Origin of the sequence: Morganella morganii (genome assembly GCF_019242955.1) — a bacterium.
GTDB lineage: Bacteria > Pseudomonadota > Gammaproteobacteria > Enterobacterales > Enterobacteriaceae > Morganella > Morganella sibonii.
Genome location: NZ_CP066129.1, coordinates 2,182,059 through 2,207,716, shown reverse-complemented (window position 1 = coordinate 2,207,716; position 25,658 = coordinate 2,182,059). Strand labels below are relative to the sequence as shown.

20 protein-coding genes are annotated in these 25,658 nt (G+C 51.4%); 7 read left to right on the top strand and 13 right to left on the bottom strand.

All coding sequences use genetic code 11. The annotated features are described in order from the left end of the window. Nucleotides 1–3 precede the first annotated feature (3 nt). The 3 genes from lapB to yciH all read left to right on the top strand — a co-directional run bounded on the left by lapB (nucleotide 4) and on the right by yciH (nucleotide 2,311). Nucleotides 4–1,173: a lipopolysaccharide assembly protein LapB gene (lapB, locus tag JC793_RS10190; protein ID WP_218426136.1), complete on the top strand. Its 1,170-nt coding sequence runs from the start codon at nucleotides 4–6 to the stop codon at nucleotides 1,171–1,173. 78 nt (nucleotides 1,174–1,251) lie between these two features. Beyond that, the gene (pyrF, locus tag JC793_RS10185; RefSeq protein ID WP_218426135.1) at nucleotides 1,252–1,986 is read left to right on the top strand and encodes an orotidine-5'-phosphate decarboxylase; all 735 of its coding nucleotides are present in this window, start codon (nucleotides 1,252–1,254) and stop codon (nucleotides 1,984–1,986) included. A 1-nt stretch (nucleotide 1,987) separates the two neighbouring features. Beyond that, a complete protein-coding gene (gene yciH / locus JC793_RS10180) occupies nucleotides 1,988–2,311 on the top strand; it encodes a stress response translation initiation inhibitor YciH (RefSeq protein WP_046893419.1) in 324 nt (107 codons plus the stop codon). 58 nt (nucleotides 2,312–2,369) lie between these two features. On the opposite strand, the gene JC793_RS10175 is transcribed toward yciH, so the two are convergent. The 8 genes from JC793_RS10175 to rsxA form a co-directional block, all read right to left on the bottom strand. Continuing rightward, nucleotides 2,370–4,307 carry an exoribonuclease II gene (locus tag JC793_RS10175; RefSeq protein WP_166707870.1) on the bottom strand — a complete coding sequence of 646 codons (1,938 nt, stop codon included), beginning with the start codon at nucleotides 4,305–4,307 and terminating at the stop codon, nucleotides 2,370–2,372. Nucleotides 4,308–4,408: 101 nt separating this feature from the next. Beyond that, nucleotides 4,409–5,050: an endonuclease III gene (nth, locus tag JC793_RS10170; protein WP_218426134.1), complete on the bottom strand. Its 642-nt coding sequence runs from the start codon at nucleotides 5,048–5,050 to the stop codon at nucleotides 4,409–4,411. Between the two features lie 64 nt (nucleotides 5,051–5,114). Next, nucleotides 5,115–5,819, bottom strand: coding sequence for an electron transport complex subunit E (locus tag JC793_RS10165; RefSeq protein ID WP_046893416.1), 705 nt, complete (start codon nucleotides 5,817–5,819; stop codon nucleotides 5,115–5,117). Then, nucleotides 5,819–6,445, bottom strand: a complete 627-nt coding sequence (rsxG, locus tag JC793_RS10160) for an electron transport complex subunit RsxG (RefSeq protein ID WP_046893415.1) — start codon at nucleotides 6,443–6,445, stop codon at nucleotides 5,819–5,821. Before rsxG ends, JC793_RS10165 begins: the two co-directional genes overlap by 1 nt. After that, entirely contained in the window at nucleotides 6,442–7,536 is a 1,095-nt protein-coding gene (gene rsxD / locus JC793_RS10155) for an electron transport complex subunit RsxD (protein ID WP_218426133.1), read from the bottom strand. Before rsxD ends, rsxG begins: the two co-directional genes overlap by 4 nt. Nucleotides 7,537–7,551: 15 nt before the next feature. Next, nucleotides 7,552–10,002, bottom strand: a complete 2,451-nt coding sequence (gene rsxC, locus JC793_RS10150) for an electron transport complex subunit RsxC (protein WP_218426132.1) — start codon at nucleotides 10,000–10,002, stop codon at nucleotides 7,552–7,554. Nucleotides 10,003–10,007: 5 nt separating this feature from the next. Further along, the gene (rsxB, locus tag JC793_RS10145; protein ID WP_046893412.1) at nucleotides 10,008–10,616 is read right to left on the bottom strand and encodes an electron transport complex subunit RsxB; all 609 of its coding nucleotides are present in this window, start codon (nucleotides 10,614–10,616) and stop codon (nucleotides 10,008–10,010) included. Then, complete coding sequence (gene rsxA / locus JC793_RS10140) at nucleotides 10,616–11,197, bottom strand: electron transport complex subunit RsxA (protein WP_046893411.1); 582 nt, start codon at nucleotides 11,195–11,197, stop codon at nucleotides 10,616–10,618. The genes rsxB and rsxA overlap by 1 nt, the downstream gene beginning before the upstream one ends. A 283-nt stretch (nucleotides 11,198–11,480) precedes the next feature. Between rsxA and JC793_RS10135 the strand changes: the two genes are divergently transcribed. Genes JC793_RS10135 through JC793_RS10125 form a run of 3 tightly spaced genes read left to right on the top strand, consistent with a single transcriptional unit; the run spans nucleotide 11,481 to nucleotide 14,699 of the window. Next, on the top strand, nucleotides 11,481–12,521 hold the full coding sequence (locus JC793_RS10135) for an oxidoreductase (protein WP_107680263.1): 1,041 nt from the start codon (nucleotides 11,481–11,483) through the stop codon (nucleotides 12,519–12,521). Between the two features lie 43 nt (nucleotides 12,522–12,564). Then, nucleotides 12,565–13,554 (top strand): bile acid:sodium symporter family protein, encoded by a 990-nt coding sequence (locus JC793_RS10130; RefSeq protein WP_046893409.1) that lies wholly within the window; start codon nucleotides 12,565–12,567, stop codon nucleotides 13,552–13,554. A gap of 2 nt (nucleotides 13,555–13,556) precedes the next feature. Next, nucleotides 13,557–14,699 (top strand): TPM domain-containing protein, encoded by a 1,143-nt coding sequence (locus JC793_RS10125; RefSeq protein ID WP_218426131.1) that lies wholly within the window; start codon nucleotides 13,557–13,559, stop codon nucleotides 14,697–14,699. A gap of 142 nt (nucleotides 14,700–14,841) precedes the next feature. On the opposite strand, the gene JC793_RS10120 is transcribed toward JC793_RS10125, so the two are convergent. The 4 genes from JC793_RS10120 to manA form a co-directional block, all read right to left on the bottom strand. Continuing rightward, a complete protein-coding gene (locus JC793_RS10120) occupies nucleotides 14,842–17,646 on the bottom strand; it encodes an RHS repeat protein (RefSeq protein WP_218426130.1) in 2,805 nt (934 codons plus the stop codon). Nucleotides 17,647–17,929: 283 nt separating this feature from the next. Then, on the bottom strand, nucleotides 17,930–18,937 hold the full coding sequence (add, locus tag JC793_RS10115) for an adenosine deaminase (protein WP_218426129.1): 1,008 nt from the start codon (nucleotides 18,935–18,937) through the stop codon (nucleotides 17,930–17,932). Nucleotides 18,938–19,014: 77 nt separating this feature from the next. Beyond that, nucleotides 19,015–20,613, bottom strand: a complete 1,599-nt coding sequence (locus JC793_RS10110) for a YdgA family protein (protein ID WP_218426128.1) — start codon at nucleotides 20,611–20,613, stop codon at nucleotides 19,015–19,017. A gap of 107 nt (nucleotides 20,614–20,720) precedes the next feature. Beyond that, nucleotides 20,721–21,896, bottom strand: coding sequence for a mannose-6-phosphate isomerase (manA, locus tag JC793_RS10105; protein WP_218426127.1), 1,176 nt, complete (start codon nucleotides 21,894–21,896; stop codon nucleotides 20,721–20,723). Between the two features lie 173 nt (nucleotides 21,897–22,069). On the opposite strand from manA, the gene fumC reads away from it, so the two are divergent. Continuing rightward, entirely contained in the window at nucleotides 22,070–23,464 is a 1,395-nt protein-coding gene (gene fumC / locus JC793_RS10100; protein ID WP_107680268.1) for a class II fumarate hydratase, read from the top strand. A gap of 58 nt (nucleotides 23,465–23,522) precedes the next feature. Here fumC and tus read toward each other — a convergent pair whose 3' ends face one another. Beyond that, a complete protein-coding gene (tus, locus tag JC793_RS10095; RefSeq protein WP_243846809.1) occupies nucleotides 23,523–24,446 on the bottom strand; it encodes a DNA replication terminus site-binding protein in 924 nt (307 codons plus the stop codon). Nucleotides 24,447–25,658: the final 1,212 nt, after the last annotated feature.

Here is a 25,658-nt window from a genome sequence, read left to right as displayed (position 1 = left end):
ATTATGCTTGAGCTGTTGTTTCTTCTGTTGCCCATTGCTGCCGCATATGGCTGGTATATGGGGCGGCGCAGCGCGCAGCAGAATCAACAACAACATGCGGATCGCCTGTCACGTGACTATGTGGCAGGCGTAAACTTTTTGCTGTCCGATCAGCAGGATAAAGCAGTTGATCTGTTCCTCGACATGCTGAAAGAGGACAGTTCCGCATTTGAAGCACATCTGACGCTCGGCAACCTGTTCCGTTCGCGCGGTGAAGTGGAACGCGCCATCCGCATCCATCAGTCACTGATGGAAAGCGCCTCTCTCTCTTATGACCAGCGTCTCCTCGCCACGCAGCAGCTGGGTCGCGATTATGTGGCCGCCGGGGTGTATGACCGGGCAGAAGCCCTGTTTTTACAGCTGATTGATGAGGCGGATTTCCGGCAAAGCGCACTTCAGTCGCTGTTATCCATTTATCAGTCCACCAGTGACTGGAGCAAAGCCATCGATATCGGCGAAAAGCTGCTGAAACAGGGAGATACCGGTCAGCGGGAAAATATCGCTAACTTCTACTGTGAACAGGCATTGCAGGCACTGGGCAGTGATAACACTGACGGGGCATTTGCGTATCTGGCCAAAGCAGCCGGAGCGGATAAAAACTGCGCCCGGGTGTCGATTATGCAGGGGCGTATTCATATTGAACGGGCGGAATACAGCAAAGCCGTTGCTGTGCTTAAGCGGGTGTTTGAGCAGGACAAAGAAATGGTCAGTGAAACGCTGCCGATGCTGGAAACCTGTTACATCCATCTTGATCAGCCGGCGGAATGGGCGGAATATCTGCTGCTCTGCTCGGATGAAAATATCGGTGCGATTGCCGAACTCTATCTTGCGGATATTATTGAACAGCAGGAAGGGCCGGAAATGGCGATCACCTATGTTAACCGCCAGTTACAGCGCCATCCGACCATGCGCCTGTTCTGCCGTCTGATGGAATATTATCTGTCAGAAGCGGAGGAAGGCCGTGCCAAAGACAGTCTGGCTCTGCTGCGGAACATGGTCGGCGAGCAAATCCGGACCAAACCGGATTACCGCTGCGGTAAATGCGGATTTACATCGCATGCCCTGTACTGGCATTGTCCGTCCTGCCGGTCATGGGATACTATCAAGCCTATCAGAGGGCTGGACGGGCAGTGACAACGTCACGTTTATCCGTAATTTATTTACCCGTTTTTATTTACCCGTATAAATTCACCAACCACAGGTAATCAATTCATGACATCTCTTTCTTCGCATACAGGCCGTGCAGATATCGCATCGCCTGTTATTGTTGCGCTCGATTACGACAACCCGGATGATGCGCTGGCCTTTGCAGACCGTATTGATCCGGCACAGTGCCGTCTGAAAGTCGGTAAAGAGCTGTTTACCTTCTGCGGGCCTGAGTGTGTCCGGGCATTGCAGCAGCGCGGATTTGAGGTCTTTCTTGATCTGAAATTCCATGATATCCCGAATACAGCAGCGCATGCGGTACGGGCGGCGGCTGAACTGGGGGTATGGATGGTTAATGTCCATGCGGCAGGCGGCGAGCGGATGATGACAGCAGCAAAAGAGATCCTGCTGCCGTACGGCAACGATGCGCCTTTGCTGATTGCAGTGACGGTACTGACCAGCATGGAGCAGTCCGACCTGGCCGGAACCGGCATTGATGCCACACCGGCAGAGCACGCGCTGCGCCTCGCAAAATTAACACAAAACTGCGGATTGGATGGTGTGGTGTGCTCCGCTCATGAAGCCAAAATGATGAAAGAAACCCTGGGCCGGGAATTTAAGCTGGTCACGCCGGGGATCCGGCCGCAAGGCAGTGATGCCGGTGATCAGCGCCGCATCATGACACCGCGGCAGGCCGTCAGTGCCGGGGTGGATTATATGGTTATCGGACGGCCGATCACCCGCAGTGATGATCCGCAGGCCGCATTGCAGGCAATTAATGCTTCTGTGGGAGTATTATAAGATGGACAATAATTCACGCCTGGTCTATTCCACAGACAGTGGCCGTATTGATGAGCCGGAAGTAAAAGCGGAGCGCCCGAAAGGCGACGGTATTGTCCGTATTCAGCGGCAGACCAGCGGCCGCAAAGGCAAAGGTGTATGTCTGATCACCGGTATTGATCTGGATGATGCGGCGCTGGGCAAACTGGCCGCCGATCTGAAAAAACGCTGCGGCTGCGGCGGTTCGCTGAAAGACGGCATCATTGAAATTCAGGGTGATAAACGCGATTTACTGAAGCAACTGCTGGAAGATAAAGGCTTTAAAGTCAAACTGGCGGGTGGCTGATCAGTGAGCAGGGCGTCCGTTGCGGACGCCCTGTGTATTTAGTGACTCCGGTACCGGATCAGAGCGGCCGGGCCAGAATACTGCGGGTTTCCATCTTCACTTCCTCTATTTTCACCGGAATGATGTCATTGAGGCGGTAACGGACTTCACCTTTGATCAGCACTGAGCCGGTTTCCTGGCTGCACTGGAGTTCATCTTTGACCGGATGGATAAAGGTACCCGGGATAAAGGCGACTGCGCCGTTATCTGTCAGGCGGACACGGACACCGCCGCGGGTGATATCAATGATCTCCGCCGGGAACGCGGTATCTGTACCGGCATACGGTTGCAGGTAGCGGGCATATAACCAGTCACCGACATCACGCTCTGCCATACGGTTGGCGCGGCGGCGTTCTGCCAGATGTTCGGCCAGATCCTCAGCCGGTTTCTCCGCAGACTGACCGGCGATAATGGCTTTCAGCAGGCGGTGGTTAACAATATCACTGTATTTGCGGATAGGGGATGTCCAGGTGGCATAACCATTCAGTCCCAGGCCGAAGTGCGGGCCTTTCTCCATGCGGACTTCTGCAAAGGTCTGGAAGCGGCGGATACGGCTGTCGAGGAATTGCGTCGGCTGGTTATCAAGCTCCCGGCGCAGACGGCAGAAACCATCCAGTGTCAGCAGTTCTTCTTCATTGAAATGAATGCCGTTTTCAGCGAGCAGGGCAACAGCCTGGCTGATTGTCAGCGGATCAAGCCCTGTGTGTACGTTATAGACACCAAAACCAAGTTTCTTATCCAGCACCTCTGCGGCGCAGATATTGGCGGTGATCATCGCCTCTTCCACAATGCGGTTGGCACTGCGGCGCTGTTCAGCCACGATATCCGTCACCACACCGTTTTCATCAAGAATAAAGCGGTAATCAGGGCGATCTTTAAAGACCAGTGCATGGGTTTCACGCCAGTGATGGCGGCGCTGATACATATCCTGCAACAGGGAAATCTGACGGCGGATAGTCTCATCAGGGGTTACCCGGTCAGCCACACCTTCCAGCAGATCAGAGATATCGTCATAAGCCAGCTTGGCTTTGGATTCAACCCAGGCAGCGAAGAACACGGCATCATCTGCCAGAGAACCATCTTCATTTATGGAGACCTGACACACCAGTGCCGGACGGCGCACATGCGGATGCAGCGAACACAGGTCATCAGACAGATTGCGCGGCAGCATCGGGATATTGAAGCCCGGCAGATAGTTGGTGAAGGCGCGTTTACGGGCAATGGCATCCAATTCGCTGCCGGCCGGGATATAGCTGGTCGGATCGGCAATGGCAATGGTCAGCTGAAGCTGATTGTTATCACTGGTAGTGATATAAAGCGCATCATCCATATCTTCGGTGGATGCACTGTCGATAGTCACGAAATCCAGATGAGTCAGATCAGTACGCGGCAGATTATCATCAGCCATGGCCACGTCAACCGGCTCCGGCTCTTTCAGTGCGTGCTGATGGCGGGTCAGGGTTACCCACCACGGCGCGTAATGGTCATCCGCATCAGTGATAAACCCGGTGATTTCTGCATGGAAGCTGCGATCACCTTTCAGCGGGTGGCGGCGCATTTCCGCAACGGCCCAGTCGCCCTGACGGAATTCATGATCAACCCCTTTTGCCGGACGGCAGGGAATGGAATCTTTTAACAGCGGATGATCGGGAATTATCCAGAGACGGTCATCATTTTCTTTGCGCTGCACGCGGCCGACAAATCTGTCCAGAAACGGGGTGACGAGAGCTTCCGGCTCTGCCACATCTTTATTATTCACGGTGTGAATAGCAGCAGTGATGCGATCGCCGTGCATGACTTTTTTCATCTGCGGCGGCGGAATAAAATAGGATTTTTGTCCGTCAACTTCCAGGAAACCGTAGCCTTTATCGGTACTTTTTACGATCCCTTCGACACGTAATGTTTTATCGTGGAGCTGTTGTTTTAGCTGAGCTAACAGCGGGTTATCTTGAAACATAGGTTCCCGTACTGGTTGGGTGAGCAAATTTATGGTTATTTTTACGCGAATTTACGCTGCCCGCAAGCACAGAGGGCAATTTCTGTTTAAAGTGCAGCAGATTAATCTTCCGGATACACTTTTTCGCTGAATTCACACAGATCTTCAATGATGCATGAACCGCAGCGGGGTTTGCGGGCAATGCAGGTGTAACGCCCGTGCAGTATAAACCAGTGATGGCAGTCGACTTTAAATTCTGCCGGTACAACCCGCAATAATTTTTGTTCCACCTCATCCACGTTCTTGCCGGGGGCAAATTTTGTGCGGTTGCAGACACGAAAAATATGGGTATCAACCGCAATGGTCGGCCAGCCGAATGCGGTATTGAGTACCACATTGGCGGTTTTGCGTCCCACTCCCGGCAGGGCTTCCAGTGCTGCTCTGTCTTCCGGAACTTCGCCGTTATACAGTTCAACCAGCATCCGGCAGGTTTTTATCACATTCTCTGCTTTGGTATTAAATAACCCGATGGTTTTAATGTAGGTCTTCACCCCATCCACACCGAGATCCAGGATGGCCTGCGGCGTATTGGCAACGGCATACAGCGGGCGGGTGGCTTTATTGACGCTGACATCGGTTGCCTGGGCGGATAATAAGACGGAGATCAGTAATTCAAACGGAGAATCAAACAGCAGTTCAGTGGTGGGTTGCGGGTTGTTGTCCCGCAGGCGGGTCAGAATTTCAATACGTTTTTCTTTATTCATAACGACATTGGCTCATTGATGATAAAAGCAAACTCCCGGGAAAGGAGCCTGCTTTATTATACAGTTATTTGACCAGATGGCTTCCGCATCCTTTTTCTGTTTCGTATTGTGCGGCAGCGGGCGCATTTTTGCGCTTTTTCATTTTTTCATCAATAAGATACTTGCCCGCCAGCATTAAGCCAAGTCCGATAAACGCGCCCGGCGGCAGCATCGCCAGCAGGAACGGGGTATCGAGATGTAACACATCGACACGCAGGACTTTAGCCCAGTCACCGAGCAGCAGATCAGCACCGTCAAACAGTGTCCCGTTGCCCAGGATCTCACGCATGGCGCCGAGCACAAACAGTGCGGCGGTGGCGCCGAGCCCCATGGCCAGGCCATCAATGGCAGAAGGGTAAACCGCGTTTTTGGCGGCAAAGGCTTCAGCGCGGCCAATGACAATACAGTTGGTCACAATCAGCGGGATAAAGATACCGAGTGACTGATATAAGCCGAAGGCATAGGCATTGATCAGCAATTGTACCGCCGTTACCACAGAGGCAATCAGCATCACATAGATAGGAATACGGATTTCTGACGGGATCCAGCGGCGCAGTGCGGAGACTGCCACGTTAGTGCAAATCAGCACCAGTGTGGTCGCCAGTCCGAGTCCCAGTGCGTTGGTGACGGTGGAAGAGACCGCCAGCAGCGGACACAATCCCAGCACCTGGACCAGTGCTGAGTTATTTTTCCATAATCCGTCAGCAAATAACCCTTTAATCTGACTCATTATTCAGCTCCGCATTGAGGTAAGGTATTCAGTTGCGGCGGCAGGGTCTGCATATAATCCGCCGTCACGCGGACTGCGTTGACAACCGCCCGTGGGGTAATGGTGGCACCGGTAAACTGATCGATATCACCGCCGTCTTTTTTCACTGCCCAGTGCGGGTCTTTGGCGGATTCAACATGTCTGCCGCTCAGTGTGGTGATCCAGTCTGAAATCCGGGTATCAATTTTATCACCCAGCCCCGGTGTCTCTTTATGTTCCGTTACGCGGGAGCCGAGCACCGTCCGGTTAAAATCAGCCGCAACCAGCAGCTGAATATTCCCGGAATAGCCGTCAGGCGCGGTGGATTCGAGAACAGCGGCAACTGGTGTTCCGTCTTTACGGGCAATATACAGCCGGTGCGGCAGTTCATTGCCCAGTGCAGGGTCGGTGACCAGATAACACTCTGCAATCACATCATTATTATAAACCGATTCCGGCAGGATTTCGGCAAACAGTGCTTTTTGCTGTGCCGCCGCCTGTTTATCAATTTCCGGCTTTGTCAGCGTATAAACAAATCCGCTCAATCCGGTGGTTCCGGCGGCAAACAGGGCGAGGATCAAGCCGTAACGGCGTAATGTGGCAATCATTTATTCCCCCGTTTGTGCCCGTAAACACGCGGTTGTGTGTAGGTATCGATCAGCGGCACGGTGATATTGGCCAGCAGGACGGCAAACGCCACGGCATCCGGATAACCGCCGTAAACGCGGATAATCCACAGCAGAAGGCCGATCAGCATCCCGTATATCAGACGGCCGCGCGGCGTGGTGGAGGCGGTAACCGGGTCGGTGGCAATAAAGAATGCCCCGAGCATGGAAGCGCCGGAAAACAGCTGAATAACCGGAGAGCTGAAGTGTGATGAATCAATCAGATAGCCGACAGCAGACAGGACGGCCAGCGTGCCCAGCATCGATACCGGGATTTGCCATGCAATCACGTTGCGGTTGAGCAGAATACAGCCGCCGATCAGATAGCCGATATTCACCCATTGCCAGCCGATACCGGCAACAGAGCCCTGTAAAACAGGTTGTGTCAGAATATCGGACATCTCACGGGTCAGCAGTCCGGTTTTGAAACTGTCGAGCGGCGTCGCCTGACTCATGCCATCCGCGCCGGCACGTAACTGCTCCGGTGTCAGGCCGTTATCAGATAACCCGGTAAAAATCATATGCAGACTGTCACTGACCGAAACCGGTGTGATTTGCAGGCTTTCCGGCGGCAGCCAGCTGGTCATCTGAACCGGGAAGGAGATCAGCAGTACCACATAACCGACCATCGCCGGGTTAAACGGGTTTTGCCCGAGACCGCCATACAGATGTTTGGCAATAATCACGGCAAAAAATGTACCGATAACAATCAACCACCAGGGCGCGAGCGGCGGGATACTGACAGCCAGCAGCATGGCAGTGACCAGCGCGGAGTTATCTTTGAGATACGGCATCACCGGTTGATTGCGCAGGCGGATCGCGATACTTTCGGTTACCAGCGCGGTCGTCACTGCAATCAGAACCTGAATCAGTGTGCCGACCCCGAAGAACCAGAGTTGTGCGGCAATCCCCGGAATCATGGCTATCACCACCCACAGCATGATGGCGGAGGTGTTGTCATGGTTATGAGTAAACGGTGATCCCGCAATTTTCAGACGGTGCGGGGCGTTTGAGGAAACGGGCCTAAATTTCATGCTTATTTCGCTTCATTAATCAGTGGTTTCTTCAGAATGTTGTGCTGCCGCCTGTGCGGCTTTCTTTGCCTTGGCACGGGCGATAGCGGCAGCTACAGCGGCTTTACGCGGATCGGTTTCTGTCTCCGCTGCCGGTTGTGCGGTGTCTGCCGGTGCGTCTGCGGCCTGAGCGGCTTTCTTCGCTTTGGCGCGGGCGATAGCGGCGGCTACAGCCGCTTTACGCGGATCGGTTTCTGTCTCTGCCGCCGGTTGTGCAGTATCCGCCGGTGCGTCTGCGGCCTGAGCTGCTTTCTTTGCCTTGGCACGGGCAATGGCCGCTGCTACGGCAGCTTTACGCGGATCGGTTTCTGTCTCTGCCGGTTGTGCGGTGTCTGCCGGTGCTTCTGCGGCCTGAGCAGCTTTTTTCGCTTTGGCACGGGCAATAGCCGCCGCGACAGCAGCTTTACGCGGATCAGTTTCTGTTTCCGCTGCCGGTTGTGCTGTGTCTGCCGGTGCGTTTGCGGCCTGAGCGGCTTTCTTCGCTTTGGCTCGGGCGATAGCAGCGGCTACAGCGGCTTTACGCGGATCGGTTTCTGTCTCCGCTGCCGGTTGTGTGGTGTCTGCCGGTGCGTCTGCGGCCTGAGCGGCTTTCTTCGCTTTGGCTCGGGCGATAGCAGCGGCTACAGCGGCTTTACGCGGATCGGTTTCCGTTTCCGCAGCCGGTTGTGCGGTATCCGCCGGTGCGTCTGCGGCCTGCGCGGCTTTCTTCGCTTTGGCGCGGGCGAGGGCGGCGGCTACAGCAGCTTTGCGCGGATCAGTTTCCGTTTCCGCAGCCGGTTGTACGGTTTCTGTCTGAGCGGCTTTTTCTGCCTGACGAGCCCGTGCCTGTGCTTTGCGTGCTTCACGGGCGGCAATGGCAGCGCTGTTATCCGGCAATGCGGAAGGATTGACTGAAATTGTCATTCCCGCACTGCTGTCTTTGGCTTTTACGCGGGCAAGTGCGGCACTGATTGCTGCACTGTCTTTCTCATCCACCTGAACAGCCGCACTTTTGTGGCGGGCTTCACGGGCTTCTTTTTCCCGCGCCATTCGTGCCTGTTTGGCTTCAAAGCGGATTTTGGCATCGGCAGCGCGTTGTGCTTCTTCGCGGATCTCAATAATTTGGGCTTTTTCCTGCCGGTAATATTGTACCAGCGGGATATTACTCGGGCAGACCCAGGCACAGGCTCCGCATTCTATACAATCAAACAGATGATGCTGTTCCGCTTTTTCGTGTTCGTTACCTTTACTGAACCAGTAGAGCTGCTGCGGCAGCAATCCTGCCGGACAGGCATCCACACAGTGACTGCAACGGATGCAGGCTTCTTCCGGTGCAGCCGGTTCCATTTCGTTTGTGGTCGGCGCAAGAATACAGTTAGTGATTTTTACCACCGGCACATCAAGATCCGGCAGTGTAAAGCCCATCAGCGGGCCGCCCATCACAACCATCTGTTCATGTTGCGGATGAAAACCGGCCTGTTGCAGCAGGAAACGGATCGGAGTCCCCAGACGGGTCCAGAAATTCCCCGGTGATTCGACGGCTTCTCCGGTTACCGTCACCACGCGCTGAATCAGTGGTTCGCCGTCAGTAATCGCGCGTTTGATGGCAACAACGGTTCCGACGTTCTGCATCAGTACGCCGATATCAGAGGAACGCCCGCCGGACGGCACTTCGCGGCCGGTAAGGATTTTGGTCAGCTGTTTGGCACCGCCGGACGGGTATTTGGTCGGGATCACCCGCACAAAAATCTGTTTTTCCCCGTCAGTGACATCCCGCAGTGCGGCAATCGCCTCCGGTTTGTTATCTTCTATGCCGATAAGCACCTGTTCCGGTTCCAGAAGGTGCATCAGAATACGGATACCGGTAAGAATTTCACCGGCATGCTCCTGCATCAGACGGTCATCAGCCGTAATATAGGGTTCACATTCAGCCGCATTGATAATCAGGGTGCGGATAAGATCACCACCGCCTTTCAGTTTATTCGCGGTCGGAAAGCCTGCACCGCCGAGACCGGCAATTCCGGCCTGATGAATGCGGTCAGTCAGTTCTGTTTTGGCGAGCGATGTGAAATCCGTTGTTTTTTCTGCCGGATACGGGGTATCCAGCCCGTCAGTCCGGATACGGACACACGGCGCGGTCAATCCGGACGGATGCGCGGTCACGCAAGGCTCCACGGCTGTAACAGTGCCGGAGGATGAAGCATGAACCGGCAGGCTGCGGCCGGTTCCGCGTGTCAGCGGCTGACCTTTCAGAACATGGTCGCCGGGGCTGACCAGCACATCGCCTTCGTTCCCGATATGCTGTTGTAACGGAATGATAAGTTCTTCAGGTACCGGACATAGCCGCATCGGTGTCCGGGAGGACTGTAATTTCATTTCCGGCGGATGAATGCCGCCGTCAAAATCCCATACCCGGTCTTTTTTCAGAAAGTTGAGCAAATTGAACATAAAACTTACGACGCCTCAATCTGAACGGGTTTGACAGGTGTACCGGTGGTATCCGCCGGAATATTTCTGACCGGAATCGTGTTTAAGTCCCACTTCCAGTTACGCGGGGTGACAGCGACCGGGATCATCTCGATGCAATCTGTCGGGCAGGGTGCGACACATAAATCACAGCCGGTACAGAGGTTTTCAACCACGGTATGCATCGCGCGGGTGGCACCGATAATGGCATCCACCGGACACGCCTGAATACATTTGGTGCAGCCGATGCACTGGTCTTCATGAATAAAGGCCACCTTACGCACCGGATTAAGCACAGCGTCGTCGCCGTCGAGCGGTTGCGGATCCACACCCAGCATATCCGCCAGTTTCAGCATCACCTGTTCGCCGCCGGGAGCACAGCGGTTTATTGCGCCGCCATTGGCAACGGACTCCGCATAAGGACGGCAGCCGGGAAAACCACACTGCCCGCACTGACTCTGCGGCAGAATGTCATCAATTTTATCCACAATGGGATCTTCCTCCACTTTAAAGCGGCGGGAGGCATAACCCAGTATCAGGCCAAATGCCAGACCCAGCAGACTGAGTACGGCAACGGCAATCCAAATCATTGTCATCAGAATTTCACCAGACCACTAAAGCCCATAAAGGCCAGAGACATCAGACCGGCAGTGACCAGCCCGATAGACGCCCCGCGGAAAGGCGCAGGCACATCAGCCGTTGCCAGACGTTCGCGGATAGCGGCGAACAGCACCATCACCAGAGAGAAACCGGCTGCCGCACCAAAGCCGTAAACGGCGGATTGCAGAAAATTATGGGACAGGTTGATGTTCAGCAGTGCCACACCGAGTACGGCACAGTTGGTGGTGATCAGCGGAAGGAATATCCCGAGCAGGCGGTAGAGCGCCGGGCTGGTTTTACGCACCACCATTTCGGTGAACTGCACCACCACAGCGATCACCAGAATAAAGCTCAGTGTGCGCAGATAGAGAATATCCAGCGGGATAAGGATAAAGGTATCCATCAGCCACGAGCAGACAGAGGCGAGCGTCATCACAAACGTGGTCGCAAACCCCATGCCAATCGCGGTTTCCAGTTTTTTGGACACCCCCATAAAGGGGCATAATCCTAAGAATTTGACGAGTACGAAGTTATTAACCAGCACCGTCCCGACAAAAAGTAATAAGTAGTCAGCCATTGCAATGCCCAAAGCGAGTCATTCAAAACATTCAAATAAACAGATAAAAACCCGGGTTCCCCGGTAAGCGGGGTGAATAATAGCAATCCCCGGGCATCCGGGGTTATCGGGATTGTGTGAAAGGGCAGATAACTGTGTGTATCAGAATGAAAAAGCGGCAAAACTGATGAAAACCGGGCGCATTATTTGCGTCACGGAATCAGTTAGTGGTACTTTTCAGGAGGATGACAAATTCTGAAAGCATGTTTTTATCCGTTAACATGACAATCCCCCGGAGGGAGTGATGACGAAAATACTGAAAGTGGGCCTGATCGGATACGGTTTTGCCGGAAAAACATTCCATGCACCGTTTATTGTGAATAATGCCAACATGGAACTGGCTAAAGTCGCGAGCAGTGATGCCGCAAAAGTACATGCGGATTACCCGGATGTGCAGGTTGTCGCCACTCCGGAAGATATTTTTGCTGATCCGGCGATTGATCTCGTCGTGATCCCGACGCCGAACGACACACATTTCCCGCTGGCCCGGATGGCACTGGCGGCCGGTAAGCACGTTGTGGTGGATAAACCGTTTACCCTGACCTCCGAAGAGGCGTTTACCCTGGCAAAACAGGCAGATGATGCCGGTCTGATCTTGTCCGTCTACCATAACCGCCGTTTTGACTCCGGTTATCTGACACTGAAATCCCTGTTTGAAAGTAAAAAACTCGGGGATATCAAATATTTTGAAGTCCATTTTGACCGCTATCGCCCGCAGCCGCAAAAACGCTGGCGTGAAGCGGCTGCGTTGGGCAGTGGTATCTGGTATGACCTGGGGTCACATCTGATTGATCAGGCACTGCAGTTTTTCGGCAAACCGGAAGCGATCACCGCCGATCTGGGTATGATCCGGCCGGGTTCTGAAGCTGTGGATTATTTCCATGCGCAACTGCACTATCCGGATGTGAAAGTGATACTGCATGCCACCACTGTCGCGGCAGCGGAATCTCCGGTGTATATCGTTCACGGTATGAAAGGCAGCTACGTGAAGTACGGGCTTGATCCGCAGGAAAATGCGCTGAAAGCAGGGCAGATGCCGGTCGGTGTGAACTGGGGTCATGACGATCGTGACGGTGAACTGAGCTTATCACCGGATGGCATTGAAGTGATCACGGAAAGTTACCCGAACAAAGCCGGTCACTACGGCCGTTATTACGCAGAAGTGGCAGAGGCAATTATCAATAATGGTCCGAACCCGGTTACCGCTCATGAAGGCGCGGAAATTATCCGTATTATTGAGGCCGGTATGGAATCACATAAGACCGGACGGACTGTGACGCTGTAACAAACAATTATTTAATTTTAATGCAGACAAAAGTGAATAACGCATGACAAACTGGTGGCAGAAACTGCGGTTAGATCCGTTCCTGGTCATAATGATCACGGTTGTTATTTTGGCGTCACTCTTTCCGGCTACCGGTAATGTGGCAACCGGATTCCGCTATCTGACCACCGCTGCGATTGCGTTACTGTTCTTCTTCCACGGCGCCAAACTTTCGCGGGAAGCGATTGTGACGGGGATGGGGCACTGGCGTCTGCATCTGATGGTATTTTCCAGTACTTTTATCCTCTTTCCGCTGCTGGGGCTGGGTTTGCAGTTTCTGGTACCGGAGTGGATGTCACCAACCATTTACATGGGTTTCTTATACTTATGTGCCTTACCGGCAACGGTACAATCCGCCATTGCCTTTACGTCTGTTGCGGGTGGTAATGTCGCTGCGGCGATTTGCAGTGCATCCGCCTCCAGTATTCTCGGCGTTTTCTTATCACCGGTGATTATCGGTTTTATGATGGAAACACAAGGCGCGCATGATCTCGATACACTGGGCGCTATCCGTTCTATTCTGCTGCAACTGATGCTGCCGTTTGTGGTCGGGCATCTCTCCCGTCCGCTGATCGGTAAGTGGGTGGATCGCAACAAAAAAATCATCAATAAAACAGACCGGACCTCTATTCTGCTGGTGGTGTATGTCGCTTTCAGTGAAGCTGTGGCCGAGGGGATCTGGCAGCAGATCGACGCAATGTCTATTCTGCAGATTGCAGTGGTGTCGTGCGGGCTGCTGGCGATTGTGCTGGTGATCAACGTGTACGGTGCACGGGCACTGGGCTTTAATAAGGCCGATGAAATCACCATTGTGTTCTGCGGCTCGAAGAAAAGCCTGGCAAACGGTGTGCCGATGGCAAACGTGATGTTCCCGCCTGCGGTAGTCGGTATTCTGGTACTGCCGCTGATGCTGTTTCATCAGATTCAGCTGATGGTGTGCGCGGTGATGGCGGCGCGCTATGCGCGGCAGGGAAAAGAACATTCACAGGAGTAATTATGAACAGGGTTATGGCAGGATGCCTTGTACTTCTTTTCATCAGTTTCTTTGCCCGTGCAGATATGCAGCCGCTGCCGGAACTGAAACGGGAACGGGTTATTGATAGCACCGGTCTTCTGACCCGCCCGCAATTCGCACAGCTTAACCGGCAGCTCACTGAGTACGAACTGAGCCGCAATGACGGCAGTCAGTTCGTGGTGTTTATTGTGCCGTCAACCGGCGGGGAAAGTATTGAGACCTTTGCCCACCGTGCATTCAATACCTGGAAAATCGGCCGCAAAGGTCAGAATAACGGGCTGTTGCTGGTTGTGGCTGTTAATGACCGCAATCTGCGCTTTGAAATAGGTTACGGCCTGGAAGGTATTCTGCCGGATGTCTCCGCAGGTCGTATTATCCGTCACCGCATCACCCCTGAATTTAAAAATGGCCATTATTTTACGGGGATTGAAGCAGGTGTGACCGATGCCATTGATATTATCAGCGGAAATGAACCGGGATATATCACATCAGAGACATCCGGAACAGAAGCATTAAAACTCAAACGACTGATGATTATTTATATTCTGACCTTTATTACGGTGTATCTCTGGTCATTATTTATTGGTTCTCCCCGCCGTAAAAAAAGGATAGAAAAGCAGGTTCTTAAAGATATTGAATATCTGAGAGAAGAATACGCGAAATCCAAAAGCAAGAAGAAACGTCAGCCCGGGCGGGCAATACACCTTACTCAGAAACGCCTGACAGCATTTTTGCAGTATAAATATATTTATCCGGCGCCGCTCGGCCATACTGTGAGCGTGTTATTTTATTCCGTTCTGATTTTTATAATGACACGGGTTCTGGCAGACGGAGATCCTGATCCGGACGCATTATTTATCAGTATAATGATCCTCGTTTTTCTTAATGTATTTGGCTCACTGTTTCTGTGTTTTTTGTTATATGCATTCATTCCGGGATACCGTATTCAGGAAGCGGAAATGCGGAAATTAACCGGTGTTATGGCCGGGGCAGGAGGCGGATACTCATCCGGTTCTGACGGTGGCAGTTACAGCAGCAGCTCCGGCGGCAGTTCAGGAAGCAGCGGATCTTCCGGTGGCGGAGGTGGCAGCAGTGGCGGCGGTGGTGCTTCGGGGAGTTGGTAACGGGAAATACCGGGCGGCTCTTTCTGACCGCCCGGTACCAGGAAAACAGCCTTGTTTATCACATTGCCATCCTGGCGGACTTTAACAACAATACAGTCTGTATAAACAATATAATAGCCTGCATAGTGTTAATAAATGACACTCACTTCCAGCGCGGACTCTTGATAAGAGACGACGCTCCGTGTGTGAACGTTTTTTTCTGCTCTGCAAAGCGATGATAGAAATCAGCACTTTTTGCAGTATAAGCAAGATAACGGGTTGCTGTCGTAAAAGAGTCTGCATTTCTCACAGCGTCCAGACTTCCCCGGGCACGTCGTTGTTTGATCGTTTCTTCGGGTTCTCCTCTGCCGGCCTGTAGTTTTTCTGGATCAAGAAGGGCGAGCATAGCATTTAAATCATGATATCCCTCATTTTTTGCCACCCCGATATAGGCCATATCTTCCGTGTCCAGGCGGAGGTGAGACATTTCATGAATCAAAATATGCGCTAAATGGTCAACACCCAGTGTTTCATTTTTTTTGACTTTTTCCAGTACATCAGTATATGAATTTATGTAAATTTTCTCCCCCCGCTGAAATGCCTGCATATTGGCTTCAGCTGCCACAGTCCCCGATTTCTCTCCGGATGCGGTTGTCTTCAGCGGTGAATACCGGACATTTCTTTTCGTATCCAGTTTGTTTATTCCCTCTGACACATTTTTTATTTGTGTCTTCCATATACCCAGTTTTTCTTCTCCCATATGCTGCCCGAAAAATGTCTTATAGATATCTAACGCAACGTCATTATTAGATGTGTTATTTAAAAATTTCTCAGCAGCTGATAATTGTTCCGCAGCTAAATATTTAGCTTCTTTGATATAGGTTCTGCCGATCGCCTGCTGAGATTTTTCCTCAGTTGGTGCAAGTCCGTTCGTATCAAAAAATCTCAGAGGATTATTCCGTACCATCCTGAACAGATTCAGCCCGTCCATTGTTCCCGCAGGATCCGCACTCAGCCATCTTCCCGCCCACGGCTGGTAGTACCGGTAACCATAGTAGTACAGTCCGGTGGCGTCCCGCTCTTTGCCTGAGTAACGCACAGTTTTGTACTCTGCTTCTGCCACGCTGCGGGCGGTCCACACTGCAGTGCCGCCGTACGGGTAGTACTCCTCCATACTGATAATATTTCCCTTACCATCCAGCTCCAGACCGCTGCTGCCGATCAGATTGCTGTAGCTCCAGCGCATCTGGTCATCGCCATTCTCCCGGTGTAAAAGGCGTATCTGCCCCGTGTCCCCCGCGATAATCACCTGCAGGCTCTCCGTTTGCGTATCTCCGGCTTTTATCGTGCGCAGCTCCAGACCCGGCAGATATTGCACCCGCTGCGTCTGTGTGCTGCTGCCTGTTTTCTGCCTGCTGACTTTCAGGATGCGCCGGCTGTCCGCATCATAGCGGTAGATTTCGCTGTCATCTGCATCTCCGTTCCGCACGACCGGCGTCACCTTCAGCAGCTTGTTGCGCGGTGTCCAGTCCAGACGCTGTCCCGGCTGCAGCTGTTTCTGCTGGCCACCGTTGGTGAACAGCGCGTCCACGTCTGCCGGATTTTCCGTCAGGGTGCTCAGTACTCCCCGGTTACTTCGGTTACTTATGGTGATTTTGGTTGTGTAACTGTTGTTTGCCGCCGGTGCGCGGTGGCTTATCTGCGTCAGATTACCGGCTGTATCGTAGGTATACCTGCGGGTATAGTTCGTGTATGCGCTGCTGTCTGCGGGAAGGGGAACGGTCAGAGGCGGTAATCCGCTGCCCTGCTGACCGGCATTTGCCATTTCACGTCCGGTGGCGCTGATCAGCTGGTACAGGCTGTCGTAGGCGTATGTGTTTTCCGGTACTACTTTCTGATTGCGCCAGAAACGGGTCTCTTCGGCGTCATTGGTTACTTTCAGAACGTTACCCACAGGGTCATATTCATAGCGCAGATCCTGCAGTATCTTCAGTCCGGCGGCATGTCCGGCCGGGCGTTCCGTTTTGATGCCGTTCAGGCGTTGCGTTTCCGGTTCGTACGAGTATGTGGTTATCACGCCGTTGCCGTGCTCTTCACGCAGTTTCTGTCCGGCGGCCGAGTACGTCAGGGATGCCACGATAACCTTCTCCGTTCCCCCCTTCAGCGTCAGCCAGCTGCCCGACAGCAGACCTGCCACATCGTACGCCATCCGCTGCATATTGCCCTGTGCATCGGTGGTGGTCAGTATGGAGCCGGTGGTGTCTGCGGTGGTCAGAGTGGTCCGTGCGTCATTGTCCAGCAGGTTGTTCCATACCGGTACATTTTCTCCCTGCCAGTCAGCCATCGTGTCAGAGTTATCCGCATTCTTCAGCAGCCGCCGGGTGACGGAGAGTGGCACGCCGGTCAGAGCAATGCTGTTTGTCTGCTCCAGTCCCGCGGTATCGTAATGACTGATAAGCTGACCGGCGAGATTCAGAGCTTTCTCTGCATCCGTATTACCGGCATAGACGAAACGCTCCGTGATACAGGCGGCTCCACCGTTGGTCTGCTCTGTAATACTTAACGGGCGTCCGGCCAGGGATGCATCCTCATACTGCCAGGTGCGGGTTACGGCCTGACGCCGGTCATCAGTACCGTTGTCTGCGGTACCGATGTTATTGACCGCAATAAAGGGGCGTCCGGCAACGTCGTTAAGGCTGACGGTGATACCGTTGTCTGCCCCCTGTGTACGCAGGACGCCTCCGCGCAGATCTGTCCGGTAAGTGAAGTTCGCCAGTCCGGCCTCAGCCAGGCGCGGGTCGGCGCTCTGCGTCAGGAAGCCCCGGGCATCGTACTGATGGCGGGTTATGCGCTCCGTGGTGATGTCCGGCGACTCAGGGTGGCGGTGGTACGCGATATTGAGAATGGTCTGACCACGGTTGTTGAGAACCGTGACCGCCGGGGTCTTACTGAACAGTGATGTGTTCATGATATTCTCCTGTTTAGATTAGGCAGCCGTTCAGGCTGCAAAGAAAAGTATACAGCAATCAGGAGAAAGTGTGGGGAAACTACGGGTGTGCAGATTTTATTTTCAGTTATTGCGAACCGGGTGGGATAAACACGGGTTCGTTATCACTTAATGTGAGCCGGAAATGGCGCTGATTTACGGGGGGACGATTACGGGCTGCTGCATATAGCTGTATTAACCCGAAATCCCCCGGGGTAAATATCCGGCTTCCGGGGGATTTATAAGTTGTCTGGCAGGCAGGCGCTTAATGACTGCGTTTAGCCGCCATATCTCTCAGTGCCGCTTTTTCTTCCGCGGATAAAAAGGCAATTTCCAGTCCGTTGATTTGTGCCTGTTCAATCTCAGTACGGGTCAGACCGGCAGCCGGTGCGGCAACATTGTATTCATGGGCAATCTCAATACCTTCAACTGCCGGGTCATCCGTGTTAATGGTGGCGGCAATGCCATGTGCCAGGAATTGCTTCAGCGGATGGGCGGCCAGCGACGGTACTGTACTGGTCTGAATATTGGACGTCAGGCAGGATTCCATACCGATGCGGTGCTCTGCCAGATAATCCATCAGCGCCGGGTCTTCAATCGCCATCACGCCGTGGCCGATACGCTGTGCACCCAGGTCGCGGATCGCCTGCCAGATACTGGCGGCACCGGCCGCTTCCCCGGCGTGTGCGGTGATTGCCCAGTTTACATCGCGGGCTTTGCGGAAGTGATCGGTAAATAAATCGCCGGGATAACCGGATTCGTCACCGGCAATATCCAGTGCCACAATCCGCTCGTGATGAGCGAGCAGGGCATTCAGTTCTTCATGACAGGCATCAGTACCGAATGTCCGGCTCAGAATACCAATCATATTAATCCGCACCGGATTGTTACGGACTTCAGATGCCACCCCATCCAGAACGGCTTCCACCACGCCTTCAACAGGCAGGTTATGTTTCATTGCCATATAGTAAGGGGAAAAGCGCAATTCAGCATAATCCAGCCCGGCACTGACAGCATCCTGTACGTTTTCTGCGGCTACGCGGCGGCAGGCGTCCAGGTCGGCCAGTACGGAAACGCCCCAGTCCAGTTTACTCAGAAACTGCACCAGGTCAGGTTCATTACTCATTACCTGCACATGCGGGCGCAGTGCTTCAGTCTCATAAGCGGGCAGCGGGAGATTGTACTGACGGGCCAGATCCAGAATGGTGGACAGGCGGATATTGCCGTCCAGATGGCGGTGCAGATCGGTCAGGGGGAGTGAACGGTTAATCATTGCGGAATTCCTCAGATGATAAAAAGCCAGTCTGACGACTGGCTTTTGTCTGATCAACAGATAATAACAGTGTGAAATTACTGTGCAGCAGGTGCCGCAGCAGCATCAGCAGCCGGTTCTTCACCGATAGTCACTTCTTCTGTGACATCACCGTTAGGATCTATTTCAATAGCTTCTTCCTCATAACCTTCGTCGTCACCGCTGTTATCGCTCAGTGCGCCGTACTGGTCATATTTTTCCAGGAATTCAGCAACGGTGTATTTCTTACCGTTGAAATCGATATTGTTGTTGCTGTATTTCAGATCCATGGTGATCGCTTTATCAGTGACTTTCACGATTTCCATCATGGCACCCATGCTGGCCATCTGAGCAACACCCTGTTCACCCTGTTCTTTGGCTTCTTTGGCGCCCATGCCCTGAGACTGCATTGCAACACCAACGAAATCAGTCAGCATTGATTTGGACAGATCCATATTGAAACCGAACTCTTTCACCAGAACCGGCAGGGCTTTTTCAAAGCTTGATGCCTTTTCCAGTGCTTTAAAGCTATCGGCATTCAGTGCATTAAAGGTCACGTTCAGATTGACTTTTGACTCACCGCCGCTGTTTTTCCAGCTCAGAGGTGCGATAGCGAAAGACGGGCTGTATTTGAACAGACCCAGCGCATTGGATTTCATTTTCTCATCCAGTGCTGCCATTTTTTCTTCATCGAAATCTTCGGTGTACATCGATTCAGACATCTTGGTGTACTCTTCGAGAGATGCCATCAGCGTATTTGCTGAAGTTGCATCCAGATCTTTCAGAGAACCTTTCAGGCTGATAGCGCCGAGGTCGATATCACGGTAGCTCAGTGAACCGAGGCTGTAATCAACATCTGCAGTCAGTTTGTTATCTTTGCTGCCGGATGTGCCGTTCATTTTCAGGTCTTTCAGAGAAACGGTGTCGCTGTAATTAACAACCGCTAACTCTTTCAGGCTCAGATTCTGGTCACCCAGGTAGAAATAGCTGTCACCGGATTTGGACACATCGCTGTCGAAAGACAGGCCTTTCAGAACCATACTTTCGCGCTCACCTTTACGGTAAGTCAGTTCATCGCTGCTGCCTTTGCCTTTAACGTTTTTGAATTCTTTATCGAATTTAACGTTCAGATCAGCACCGGAGAATGCGAGCTCTTCACCGTCTTTCTTGTAGTTGATTTTGCTGACAGCAAGATCAATGTCGAAACTCTGGTCGTAGCTGACACGGGTATCGGTGACAACAGGGGATTTACCACCGGTGATGTCGAAGGCCGGCTTGGTGACGTCATTGTTTTCCAGCTCAGTATGGATTGCTGCCATATTTGGCGAGAACACCATGCTCTTCAGCTGAGATAACGGGAAAGGACCGTGATCGATAGTATTCAGAAGAACAACTTCTTCACCGGCACCTGAGGTATCACCGCTTTTTTTCGTTTCTTTGAGGACCAGTTTGACATCTGAGCTGAAAATGCCGCGTGAAAAATCTTTGGCGGTCAGCGTAACAGGGATGTCAGGGTACTTATCCTTGATTAATTTATTCGCTTTGGCGATATAAGCATCGAGGTTTGCTTCAATTGTCTTACCGGTCTGCCATGAAGCCACACCCCATGCGGCGCCTAATGCGACAATAACGCCAACAGCAACTAACGACTTTTTCATAGAGAAATCCATCCTTTATATGCGATTTATTTTGCAGGTTTTCGCACAGTATCAAAATTAACGGGCAGTTAACCAACTGACTGCCCGGAGAAAATTAGAGAAGTTACTTACACGGCATTATAAACGCGGGCAATGATTCCTTCACCATCTATTTTAAACTTTCTTTCTATAGCAGAAAGAAAAACAGATTCACCTGAGATAACTCTTAATTTTTGTATTTCGGTAGTGATAACCGCTTGACCTTCCACACAAAAAAGAATATTAGCACTGTTGTTCTCAATATTCATTTCCTGATTACGCATTTTCATGATTGAAAAAGAAAAGTCATCAACAGGGATCGGGAAAATTTCTGTGTTGTTAATATGTTCCGGCTGCATAAATAAACTTTTTGCGTGTTTCGGTACAAAATCAAGATTATTCAGCAATTCACCGACATCAATATGCTTTTGTGTCAGTCCGGCGCGTAACACATTATCTGAGTTAGCCATCACCTCCAGTGCGGTTCCTTCCAGATAAGCATGCGGTGTGCGGGCATACAGGAACATCGCTTCACCGGGCTTCAGCTCAACAACATTGAGCAGCAAGGGGGTGAAAAGACCATTATCGTCAGAATAAAATTCTGTCATCTTACGGATGGTATCCCACGGTTCACCGCGGCGGCTGTTCAGTGCGGATTTCAGTACGCCGATTGCCCGTTCTTTGGTTTCTCCGCTCATAGAGAGCAGGCGGGTAAATAAAGCAGACAGTTGTTCTTCTGACGGCGAGGCAATAAAGCGTTCGATGGCCGGATGTGCCGGGGCGACTTCACTGAGCAGCTCAGCCATTTCCGCCAGCGGACGAAAAGCATTCATCGCACGGAACGGGGTGAGGGCATAAACCAGCTCAGGCTTATGGTTATCATCCTTATAATTGCGGACTGGCGAATCGAGTGCGATTCCGGCCTCGTTTTCACGGGCAAACCCGGCTTCTGCAGCGGCTTTGTCCGGATGAACCTGTACCGACAGCGGCTGAGCGGCACTCAGTACTTTAAACAGAAACGGCAGCCGGTGAAAACGGCGGTTAATTTCGGTCCCCAGTGCTGACTGCGGATTACCGGCAATAAAATCATATAAAGAGCAGGTGTTGCCGCGGGTGTCAGTCACTACCGAACTGGCTTTCGGATGTGCGCCCATCCACAATTCTGCCATCGGCTGCTTGTCAGGGTTCGGGTAGCCGTACATTTCTGTCATCGCGGTATGGCTTCCCCAGTCATAAAATTGCACCTGATTCTGCATTTTTAACATAGCAACGCTCTCTTTTTAAACAGTTAACAATAAGGTAGTAACAATAAAGCAATAACTCCGCCCGGATCGCATAATCGGAAATGAAAGTGTGGCAAGATATGCCCGTTTTCAGAGTCTATCTGTAACTTTCGGGATTTGAAATCCATTTTATTTTGTGTGCTAAGGAGAGACTAATGGCAGCCACGCGTATTGAAAAAGACTCAATGGGCCCTATCGATGTTCCTGCGGACAAATTGTGGGGCGCTCAGACTCAACGTTCTTTAGAGCATTTCCGTATTTCAGTTGAAAAAATGCCTGCGGATCTGATTGCTGCGCTGGCTATTACAAAAAAAGCAGCGGCAGCTGTCAACTGTGATCTGGGACTGCTGGCGAAAGAGCGGGCGGATGCAATCATTGCCGCCGCGGATGAAGTTCTTGCCGGTAAGCACCCTGAAGAGTTTCCGCTGGCTATCTGGCAGACCGGTTCCGGCACACAAAGTAACATGAATATGAATGAGGTGCTGGCAAACCGTGCCAGTGAAATCCTCGGCGGGCAGCGCGGCGGTGAGCGTATCGTCCACCCGAATGATGATGTGAATAAAAGCCAGAGTTCTAACGACGTATTCCCGACAGCGATGCATGTCGCTGCAGTGATTGCGGTCAGCACTCAGCTGATCCCTGAATTGAAATCTCTGCACCGTGTCCTGGCAGAAAAAGCGGAAGCCTACCGCGATATCGTTAAAATCGGCCGTACTCACTTACAGGACGCCACACCGCTGACATTGGGTCAGGAAATTTCCGGCTGGGCGGCAATGCTGCAATATAACCTGAAACATCTGGAAAACAGCCTGCCGCATCTGAGCGAGCTGGCTCTCGGTGGTACAGCGGTCGGTACCGGCCTGAATACTCATCCGGAGTATGCCGTACGTGTGGCGAAGAAAATCGCTGAACTGTCCGGTCAGCCGTTTGTGACTGCACCGAATAAATTTGAGGCACTGGCCACCTGTGATGCGCTGGTTCATGCCCATGGTGCACTGAAAGGGCTGGCAGCCTCACTGATGAAGATCGCCAATGATGTCCGCTGGCTGGCATCCGGTCCGCGCTGCGGCATCGGTGAAATTGCCATTCCGGAAAACGAACCGGGCAGCTCTATCATGCCGGGTAAAGTGAATCCGACACAGTGTGAAGCGATGACGATGCTGTGCGCGCAGGTGATGGGGAATGATGTGGCGGTCAATATCGGCGGGGCATCCGGTAATTTTGAACTGAATGTGTTCCGTCCGATGGTAATCCACAACTTCCTGCAATCTGTCCGTCTGCTGGCTGACGGCATGCGCAGCTTTAATGAGCACTGTGCGGTGGGTATTGAACCGAACCGTGAGCGGATCAGTCAGTTGCTGAATGAATCACTGATGCTGGTAACGGCGCTGAATACCCATATCGGCTATGACAAAGCAGCCGAAATCGCGAAAAAAGCCCATAAAGAAGGCCTGACGCTGAAAGCATCCGCAATGAAGCTGGGTTATCTGACTGAAGCGGAATTTGATGCGTGGGTTCGTCCGGAAGAGATGGTCGGCAGCATGAAGTAATCCGTCGTTACGGGTAGTCCTTACATATAGCAGGAACGGAGCCATGACGGCTCCGTTTTTACATCACTTCCATATATAAATGCAGTCTCGGTATCACAGAAATTAATTTTTGTGCTTTCGGCCTGTGACGGATCTTAATATTTTCTGCATCATAATCCGGCAAGACGCCGGTGATCGGTTTTTCATCATTCTCATCACAAAATACAATCAGCGGAGATGCACAGGCGTATTGCACCTGCTTTTGTGCTTCGCTGTACCAGACCCGTGCGATGGGTTGTACTTTTACCGGTCGCTTGATTTTCAGTACCGCATCTTCCGGTACCTGTTTTAATGCGGAAATCTCTTTTGCCAGATATGATTGCCGTTCTTCGCGTGTCAGAGACTGAATGGCGCGCGGTTTCTGGTATTGCTCCTCCAGTTGAGATAACAATGTGTTGCGATCGACCTTCTGGATAATATGCTTGTTGGCCCAGCCAAACCGGACAGAAGTGGGGGAGGTGACAGACTGGATTTGCCGGTAGGCATTCAGTGTAATTAATCCCTTTATCTGGTTGTGTACGAACTCAAACCGCTGCGTTTTATCTACGCCGGATGTTTCTGTCACGATAGCAGCCAATAGTTTTTTCAGACGGTTCACTTCAGCAAGTTGTTGCTGTACCGCTTTCCGGTGTGAAGGAGAGAGTGTGATCAGCAGTACACCGGGCAAACGAATGGCAGATTTACTGCTGATTGTCTGGTCATTATCAAAAATAAATAAACGCTGATAGTGGGACAGTGCCAGAGAAACGGCATCCTCACCACTGACAGGAATGACAGAAATGGTGTTGACGGTGTTATTTTCTTCGCCTTTCAGGATCTCCGGCAACTGATAAACTTCAGCGGTACGCGCCGAATCCAGCCGGATAGTTTTGCACAAGGTATTCAGAGCTGATTCCAGTTGATTAAAGCAGTCCGTAAGCGACATTCTTGCGTCATATCTCATACATCACCTTTTAGTTACAACATACAAATGTGTTTATACCAGATTAGTTCAGCATTGTGCTTTGTACAAGAGAATTTTGTCTCGCATGGAAGAAGGGAAGAAGGGAAGAAGGGAAGAAAAGGGCGTAATGGTAATGTTATTTGGTTTTTATCGAATATATATAGCCAGCTCACTAAAACATAAGAACCTGTGAAAATGTCTGATCCTGAACTGCCGGGATGGCAGGCTGCCGTGGTTGTTTACCACCGGTTTTATTATCACCGTTAACCCACATAAACGTGGGTTAATGGTAAAACTTAGTGAGTATTTATATGAACAACCCTGTTTATTTGTACTGTATAAAATAAACGAATAAATAATGTTTGTTCATGACGGACAATAATATTGTCTGCTGTTATCACAGCATGTGGCAATAGGGTTTATCTTTAGGACATGTATCATAAACATACTGAGCCGATTTCGGCTCCCAGACATCAGGTTTTGGTTCATCATTTTTATGATCAGTAAAATAGCTATTAACCATTAATGAACTACTTAAAATAAGTGTCAGCATAAAAATTCCTCGCTATATTATATGGCAGGTTAATTTCACCAGATGACGGAACAACACTCAGGTGAAACTATATCGCAGAATTCAAATAATTTGTTACCGATTTTATTATCACCGTTAACCCACATAAACGTGGGTTAATGGTAAAGCTCAGTGAGTTTTTATATGAACAATCTTGCTTATTTGTACCATATAGAATAAACGAATAAACAATGCCTGTTCATGATTGGTAGTAATATTACCCGCTGTTATTTCATTGTTCGCAATAGGGTTTAGTGCATACATCATTAATATATTGAGCCGATTTCGGCTCCCAGACATCAGGTTTTGGTTCATCATTTTTATGATCAGTAAAATAGCTATTAATCATTAATGAACTACTTAATATAAGTGTCAGCATAAAAATTCCTCGTTATATTATATGGCAGATTAATTCCACCAGATGACGGAACAATACTCAGGAGCAACGATATCGCAGGATTCAAATGATTCTGCAGAAGAAAGAAATAATGTACCAGTTAATAAAAGTGCGAGCATAATAATCTCTTTTCTGTGATTGTAAGGTATAACACCTGTATATAGTGTTGTATCGGTTATGGCGTGCAACGCAGGTATTGTTTATTGAAACTGAACTCTATCTGTGGTGTGGTAACCTGGTCGTG

Excerpts from the sequence above, each read along its gene's own strand:
- JC793_RS10175 (WP_166707870.1), bottom strand. The coding sequence starts at position 4,307 with ATGTTTCAAGATAACCCGCTGTTAGCTCAGCTAAAACAACAGCTCCAC.
- JC793_RS10165 (WP_046893416.1), bottom strand. The coding sequence starts at position 5,819 with ATGAGTCAGATTAAAGGGTTATTTGCTGACGGATTATGGAAAAATAAC.
- JC793_RS10135 (WP_107680263.1), top strand. The coding sequence starts at position 11,481 with ATGACGAAAATACTGAAAGTGGGCCTGATCGGATACGGTTTTGCCGGA.
- rsxC (WP_218426132.1), bottom strand. The coding sequence starts at position 10,002 with ATGTTCAATTTGCTCAACTTTCTGAAAAAAGACCGGGTATGGGATTTT.
- fumC (WP_107680268.1), top strand. The coding sequence starts at position 22,070 with ATGGCAGCCACGCGTATTGAAAAAGACTCAATGGGCCCTATCGATGTT.
- pyrF (WP_218426135.1), top strand. The coding sequence starts at position 1,252 with ATGACATCTCTTTCTTCGCATACAGGCCGTGCAGATATCGCATCGCCT.
- JC793_RS10120 (WP_218426130.1), bottom strand. The coding sequence starts at position 17,646 with ATGAACACATCACTGTTCAGTAAGACCCCGGCGGTCACGGTTCTCAAC.
- JC793_RS10110 (WP_218426128.1), bottom strand. The coding sequence starts at position 20,613 with ATGAAAAAGTCGTTAGTTGCTGTTGGCGTTATTGTCGCATTAGGCGCC.
- lapB (WP_218426136.1), top strand. The coding sequence starts at position 4 with ATGCTTGAGCTGTTGTTTCTTCTGTTGCCCATTGCTGCCGCATATGGC.
- nth (WP_218426134.1), bottom strand. The coding sequence starts at position 5,050 with ATGAATAAAGAAAAACGTATTGAAATTCTGACCCGCCTGCGGGACAAC.
- rsxA (WP_046893411.1), bottom strand. The coding sequence starts at position 11,197 with ATGGCTGACTACTTATTACTTTTTGTCGGGACGGTGCTGGTTAATAAC.
- tus (WP_243846809.1), bottom strand. The coding sequence starts at position 24,446 with ATGAGATATGACGCAAGAATGTCGCTTACGGACTGCTTTAATCAACTG.
- manA (WP_218426127.1), bottom strand. The coding sequence starts at position 21,896 with ATGTTAAAAATGCAGAATCAGGTGCAATTTTATGACTGGGGAAGCCAT.
- yciH (WP_046893419.1), top strand. The coding sequence starts at position 1,988 with ATGGACAATAATTCACGCCTGGTCTATTCCACAGACAGTGGCCGTATT.
- rsxB (WP_046893412.1), bottom strand. The coding sequence starts at position 10,616 with ATGACAATGATTTGGATTGCCGTTGCCGTACTCAGTCTGCTGGGTCTG.
- add (WP_218426129.1), bottom strand. The coding sequence starts at position 18,937 with ATGATTAACCGTTCACTCCCCCTGACCGATCTGCACCGCCATCTGGAC.
- rsxG (WP_046893415.1), bottom strand. The coding sequence starts at position 6,445 with ATGATTGCCACATTACGCCGTTACGGCTTGATCCTCGCCCTGTTTGCC.
- JC793_RS10130 (WP_046893409.1), top strand. The coding sequence starts at position 12,565 with ATGACAAACTGGTGGCAGAAACTGCGGTTAGATCCGTTCCTGGTCATA.
- JC793_RS10125 (WP_218426131.1), top strand. The coding sequence starts at position 13,557 with ATGAACAGGGTTATGGCAGGATGCCTTGTACTTCTTTTCATCAGTTTC.
- rsxD (WP_218426133.1), bottom strand. The coding sequence starts at position 7,536 with ATGAAATTTAGGCCCGTTTCCTCAAACGCCCCGCACCGTCTGAAAATT.